Here is a 6,264-nt window from a genome sequence, read left to right as displayed (position 1 = left end):
CCATTAAAGGACTGGGTGAAAAAACAGCGATTGAACTCATCACTCATATCAAAGACATTTATCGTTTTGATAATGCAAAGGCCTTAGCCTGTTACTCTGGTCTTGTTCCACAAATACAGCAATCGGGTAGTAGTTTAAATCGCTCATCGCTTTCAAAAATGGGCAATGCAAATTTAAGGAAGTGTCTCTACATGCCTGCGGTAAATAGTATTGCATACAACCCTGTCTTAAAATCCTTTGCAGACAATCTGAGAAAAAGAGGGGTTGCAGGTAAGAAGATAGTTGCCGCGGTAATGCGCAAATTAATTCATCTGGTTTATGCTATTCTGAAGAGTGGTAAACCCTTTGATCCAGAATATAAGATTGGTGCTTGACTATGAAAATCAAACACGGTATCTGGTATGTTTGACGTTTTTTATTGATTTGTAACAGAATAATTGTGGCAAATAATAAAATACCTGCGCTTACGGCAATGGATGCGGAGATAGAACTATCTAATTGATAGGCTACACTATATCCGATGATGACCGAAGCTTGAGAGTAGGCTACAGCAATAAATAACATCGCTTTTAAAGATTTTGCCAATAGGTAAGCACTACTGGCAGGTATGACCAATAAAGCAACCACTAAAATTGCACCAACCGCATCAAATGAGGCGACCGTGGTCATTGAAACCAATGTCATTAAGAAGTAATGCCAAAAAACGACGTTTATGCCTAAAGAAACCGCTAAGTTAGGATGAAATGAGATGGTTTCTAAACGTTTGAAACCAACGACAATACTCACTAACACAATCAGAAATACCACTCCAATTCCCCAGAAGGCTCTCGGGCCCATTTCTACGCCATTTTCTAGACCACCAAGATAAATGGTATCAAAAGGAACAAAAGCAATCTCTCCATATAAAACACACTCTTGATCAAGATCGATTTGTCCAGCGTAAAGCGAGACTAAGATGACTCCTAGGGCAAAAAATAGAGTAAAAATAATTCCTATACTGGCATCACTTTGAAGTTTTCCCACACGGTGTAAAGTATCGCTTAACCAAGCCGTTAATAAACCGATAATAACAGCACCACCAAGCATTACCGGTAGGGAACGGCTATCGGTGATTAAAAAGGCTAAAACAATACCGAGTAACACAGAGTGACTTATCGCATCACCAATTAACGCTTGTCTTCTTAAAATAAGAAATACACCAATCATTGCTGTCGAAGCAGCAACTAAGCTAGCGGTGGCTAAAATCCAGATATCATTCATTCCAAAATCGGCAAAAAATCCTTGGGTTAACATTAGGTTTTGCCTCCATCACGGTGTTGAGTTTTTAATTGATTGGGAATCTGGTTGCCATGAGGGTCAAAATTTGCATTGCCTAGCTCTTCTTGTAATTGTTGTTCTTGTGATTCAGTTAGGATATGTTCAATACGCTCGGCTTGTTTGTGAACTTGCTCTGGCGTAAGTTCTGCATGTTCATTTAGGTAGTTTTCCCATAAACGGTGACGGCGAGTTAGCAAACTGGCGAGTTCAAAACCTTTTTCTGTCATTCTAAAGCCACGCGCTGAAGACTCAATAAGCTGTTTTTTACAAAGGTGTTTTAGGGTTTTTTGAAGATGTTCTGTTGCCACACTTCGTAAGCTTTGAATGTCTGCTTGATTGAAATCTTTTTGATCAATCTGATTGCGTTCTAATAATTTATACAAGGTTCGCAGAATATTTTCTTCAGCCACCTTTTGGCGCAATAGTTTATGTTCCAAATAACGCTTGATAAGCCCTTTTTTAGGGGCAAATAAGAGTGATAGCAAGAATAAAATAGATAGGCTAACCACCATCCAAGGGCCTGTAGGCATGGCTGGTGCTAAATATGAGATTTGTGTGCTGATTATGGCACTTAAGGCGCCTAACACGGAAGATAAAATTAGAATGTGACTCAGTTCATTGCTCCAAAAACGAGCTGCAGCAATAGGGGTTAATAGAACTGCGGCCATTAAGACAACACCAACTAACTGTAAACCAACGACCACAGACATCACAATTAAGAGTGCTAATAAGAGTTCGTAGAATTTGACTGAAACCCCTAATGTTTGAGCATAACCGCGATTAAAGGCAATTAAACGAAGTTTCTGAAAAAACAACCCCACAGTAAATAAGATGATGACAGAAACATAGCCTAGTAGACGTATGTCATCTTGTGTCATTGCCGCGGCTTGTCCAAATAAGATTTTATCTAAACCACTTTTGTTTTCAATGTTTAGACCTTGGATGTAGGAAAGTAACATTAGGCCTAAAGCAAAAAAGAAAGAGAGGGTTATTGCTAAAGCGGCATCGGGTTTAATTTTGGTATTTTTGGGTAACCAGTCAATTAAGAAAAAACCAATAAAACTACTAGTCATTGCACCCAGAAACATGATTAAAGGATCACGGGTTTGAAAGAGTAAAAAGGCCATCATGACCCCAGGTAGGGCAGAGTGTGCCAGCGCATCACCAATAAGTGAGCGTTTACGTAAAAAGGCAAAAGCGCCAATTACCGAAGCACTCATGCCTAGTAAAATACTTCCAATAAGTACCCAAAGCACGTTCATGTCTTCAAAACGCCAAAACGCTAAAAGATTATCCCAAATGGCGCTTTCTGATGCGGGTTGAATAAGGTTGAAAGCTTCCATTAATTAGTCCGTATCGTGTGCTTGGTTTAATTTTGTACGGTACATTTCTTCTGTCAGATCGTTAAGTAACGAAAGCCTACCGCCATAAGTTTTATTAAGGTTGTCTTTGGTTAAAACTTCTTCGGCTGGTCCTGCGGCGACTAATCGGGCGTTAATGAAAATTATCCAATCAAAGTATTCGCCAACCGTATTTAAGTCATGGTGTACGCAGATTATGGTTTTGCCTTGAGTTTTTAAATTTTTAAAAAGTTCAATAATGGCTTTTTCTGTGGCCACATCAACTCCGGCAAACGGCTCATCCATTAAATAAAGGTTAGCTTGTTGTGCAAGGGCACGAGCTAAAAAGACACGCTGCTGCTGACCACCAGAAAGTTGGCTGATTTGACGGTCTTTAAAGTCCCACATTTGCAGGTCTTTTAAGGCTTGTTCGGCAATTTGATAATCAATTGCAGACGGACGTTGCCATAGTTTTAAGTGGCCGTGTCGTCCCATTAAAACTACGTCTAAAACTTTAATAGGAAAGTCCCAATCAATTTCTTCGCGTTGCGGTACATAAGCGGTTGAAAGACGTTTTTTAGTTAAGGATTCTCCAAAAAAATGCACTTCACCTTCCATGGTTGGAATCAAACCCATAATGCCTTTTAATAAGGTTGATTTGCCAGCCCCGTTAGGGCCGACAATGGCAATACTTTTGCCTTCCGGAATAGTGAAACTAACATCGGTTAACACTGGCTTATGATGGTAGCGCATACTTAAATGTTCTACCGATAAGGGTGGTGGGAGTGAGCGGCTATTTTTTGTCATAGTTTTTCTCTGAGATCTTTGCACGAGATAGGTGCGAAAGAAAAATGAGGAAAAATTTACCTTATTGCGGCGGAAAATGCAGGGAATAGCTAGCTATTCGCAAGTTGTCGCCCAACGGAAGTGCCCTTGGGGTGCAACAAAAATAAGGTCAATTTTAACCATTTTTACTCGTACATACTCTCGTGCAAAGGTCTCTCTTTAATAAATCTAGTTTTTTAAGGCTTTTACAATGGTATTTACGTTATGTTTAACCATTCCAAAATAATTGTCAGTGGGAGTGCCATCTGGGCCCATTGCATCGGAATACAGTTCTCCGCCAATCTTTAGTTGATGGCCTTCGGCGGTTACTCCTGCAACGAGAGATTCTATAAACCTAGGTGAGACACTCGATTCTACAAAAACCGCTTTAATGTTGTTTTTAACGATGACATCTTTAAGTCTTTTAATGTCTTGAAGCCCAAACTCCGCTGCGGTACTAATCCCTTGTAACCCCATCACTTTAATGCCATATGCCTTACCAAAATAACCAAAAGCATCGTGTGCGGTAATTAAGATACGCTGTGCTTCTGGGATTTTTAGGGTTTCTTGTTTAATCCAAGCGTCAACTGCATCCATTTCACTTAAATATTTGTTGGCATTGTTTTGGTATAGGGTTTTATGAACGGGGTCTTTTTGCTGTAATGTTTCCAATACTCTTTGTCCGGCTTTATGCCATAGGCTTAAATCAAACCAAATGTGAGGGTCTGGATGTTTACCATGCTGTAACAAGTGGCTGTGTTCAATTTTGCCACCAACAGGAACCACTGTTTTTTTACGAGCTAGTTTTTCAAAGATGTCTTGCATTTTGCCTTCTAAATGCAGGCCGTTAAAGAAAATAATGTCTGCTTTTGTGAGTTTACGTAAATCCCCCTGTGTTGCTTTATATAGATGAGGGTCGACTCCTGTTCCCATTAATGCAGTGACCTTTACCTTTGAACCTCCAATATTTTTGGCTAAATCAGCAATCATTGCGGTTGTGGTAACAACGTTTAACTGTGCTTGTGCATTAAAGGAGATACTACTAAAGCTAAACATAATGATTACCGATAGCATGAGTTTTTTGATATTTGGAATAACAGATTGAGTCATTTCGATTCTTTATTTTATGGAGGTTATTTTTGGCAATTGGATATAAGTCGGCATAAGTTAAATACTGCTAAATAAAAAGTTAGCCATGGCTAATTAATTTTAAAATTTAACTATATCATTAAATACTAAAATATTCTAGCTTGTTGATATTGAGAGTGATTTTATTTAGTTTTGGGTGAATGAAAAAAACAGGGGTAAGTTGCTAAGGATTTGTTCCTAAGAATGCGTTGGTTTATGTAGAAGGTTAATACAGGTGGTTGAATATGTTTTGAGCAGGTATTAAAAAAGGGAGTTAATAAAGGGCTTAAAAAGGCTTGAGCAAGCCCTTATTAAAAGAGTTTGCGATTTATTAGAAACGGAAGATATTTGCCTTCTTCTTTTTAGGAGCTTTGTTTTTTTTGAGTTGAACCATTATCTCGGTATGAATAGTATGGGGAAACATATCAATTAGGCCGGCTTTGTTAAGTTGGTAACCCTGTTTTTCTAGCTCTTTAATATCTCGAATTAAGGTTGATGCATTGCAAGAGACATAAACAATAATGTCAGCTTTAAGTAAATGTAGTTTTTTACAAATTTCAAAAGCGCCTTGACGGCCTGGGTCTAAAAGCACTCGGTGATATTTTTGTTCTCTAAACCAAGCCAGTTTTTCGCAAGCTTCAAATAAGTTGGCTTTAAAGAACTGACTGTTATCAATATTGTTGTTAGTTGAATTGTTTGCCGCAGCATCAACAAGCTCACTTAAGCCTTCAATGCCGACAATTTGTTTTACTTGTTTAGCAATAGGCAAAGTGAAATTGCCAACACCACAAAATAGATCAAGTACGTTATGTTTTTTATCCAGTTCAAGCCAATCAATAGCCTGTTTAACCATTTGCTTGTTTTGTTGGCGGTTAACTTGCACAAAGCCATCAGCCGGAAAATGAAGGGTTAAATCTTCTAGTTCATAACTAGGTTCAAGGTTAGCAGCGGCTTGTTCGCTACTTTTGGTGGTAAACACGCCATTATCGGCCTCAACCATGGTAATTTCTTTATAAGCGCGGCTAGCAAATTCCAATAATTGAGGGCGCTGTTTTTGTAAGGCTTGGTTTAATGCTGGGGTGAGAATCGGACAATGTTCAATATCAATCAAATCATTGGATTGCTTTTCTCTAAAACCTAAGCGAGCTTGCTTATCTTTTTTACTAATCGCTAAGCCAAATCTCCCTCTACGGCGATAGCCTTGATCTTCACCAATTAGGGGAGCAACCGTTGTGCAGTGTTTAGCATTAACCGCCTTGGTTAACTGAGTGATAAAGTTTTGTGTTTTCCAATGGCGTTGAGCTTCAATATTTAAATGTTGTAACTGGCAGCCACCGCATTTTTTATATAGGTGGCAAAAGGGTTCTTGTCTTTCTGTAGAAGGGGTTTCAATCGTAATTAATTCGGCTTCATCAAACTTGTCTTGTTGTTTAGTGATTTTTAAACTAACCCTATCTCCAGGAACGGTATCAGCGACAAAGACGGTTTTACCATTAAGGTGGGCAACTCCACGGCCATCATGGGTTAAACGCTCTATTTTAATAGCGTGATGAAGTGAATTATTTGATTGCATTAGATGCCTTTTTTTAAGTTAAATTCTGGTTTTAAATGGTTTAAAAACACATTACCAGGCCTGGTTAAATAGTTTTTAAAG

General features: G+C 38.7%; 6 protein-coding genes. 1 reads left to right on the top strand and 5 read right to left on the bottom strand.

Features of this window, described 5'->3' with window-relative positions; translation table 11 throughout:
• Positions 1-374: transposase (locus tag BS34_RS12850; RefSeq protein ID WP_158660988.1), on the top strand; the 374-nt coding region annotated here is incomplete at its 5' end.
• Here the strand turns inward: BS34_RS12850 and BS34_RS0107445 are convergent.
• From BS34_RS0107445 to rlmD, 5 genes are all read right to left on the bottom strand, one after another.
• Entirely contained in the window at positions 322-1,293 is a 972-nt protein-coding gene (locus BS34_RS0107445) for a metal ABC transporter permease (RefSeq protein ID WP_233993166.1), read from the bottom strand. The two genes, BS34_RS12850 and BS34_RS0107445, sit on opposite strands and share 53 nt — an antisense overlap.
• Positions 1,293-2,660, bottom strand: coding sequence for a metal ABC transporter permease (locus BS34_RS0107440; protein ID WP_051640738.1), 1,368 nt, complete (start codon positions 2,658-2,660; stop codon positions 1,293-1,295). The genes BS34_RS0107445 and BS34_RS0107440 overlap by 1 nt, the downstream gene beginning before the upstream one ends.
• Positions 2,661-2,663: 3 nt before the next feature.
• Positions 2,664-3,464: a metal ABC transporter ATP-binding protein gene (locus BS34_RS0107435; RefSeq protein ID WP_029407901.1), complete on the bottom strand. Its 801-nt coding sequence runs from the start codon at positions 3,462-3,464 to the stop codon at positions 2,664-2,666.
• A gap of 207 nt (positions 3,465-3,671) precedes the next feature.
• A complete protein-coding gene (locus tag BS34_RS0107430) occupies positions 3,672-4,592 on the bottom strand; it encodes a metal ABC transporter solute-binding protein, Zn/Mn family (RefSeq protein WP_029407900.1) in 921 nt (306 codons plus the stop codon).
• A gap of 349 nt (positions 4,593-4,941) precedes the next feature.
• The gene (gene rlmD / locus BS34_RS0107425; protein WP_029407899.1) at positions 4,942-6,183 is read right to left on the bottom strand and encodes a 23S rRNA (uracil(1939)-C(5))-methyltransferase RlmD; all 1,242 of its coding nucleotides are present in this window, start codon (positions 6,181-6,183) and stop codon (positions 4,942-4,944) included.
• Between the last annotated feature and the right edge of the window lie 81 nt (positions 6,184-6,264).

It is taken from the genome of Thiomicrorhabdus sp. Milos-T2, assembly GCF_000702325.1.
GTDB lineage: Bacteria > Pseudomonadota > Gammaproteobacteria > Thiomicrospirales > Thiomicrospiraceae > Thiomicrorhabdus.
This window is presented reverse-complemented; position numbering and strand designations above follow the sequence as displayed.

Coding starts and splice junctions, on each gene's coding strand:
- BS34_RS0107445 (WP_233993166.1), bottom strand. CDS start 1,293: ATGTTAACCCAAGGATTTTTTGCCGATTTTGGAATGAATGATATCTGG.
- BS34_RS0107440 (WP_051640738.1), bottom strand. CDS start 2,660: ATGGAAGCTTTCAACCTTATTCAACCCGCATCAGAAAGCGCCATTTGG.
- BS34_RS0107435 (WP_029407901.1), bottom strand. CDS start 3,464: ATGACAAAAAATAGCCGCTCACTCCCACCACCCTTATCGGTAGAACAT.
- BS34_RS0107430 (WP_029407900.1), bottom strand. CDS start 4,592: ATGACTCAATCTGTTATTCCAAATATCAAAAAACTCATGCTATCGGTA.
- rlmD (WP_029407899.1), bottom strand. CDS start 6,183: ATGCAATCAAATAATTCACTTCATCACGCTATTAAAATAGAGCGTTTA.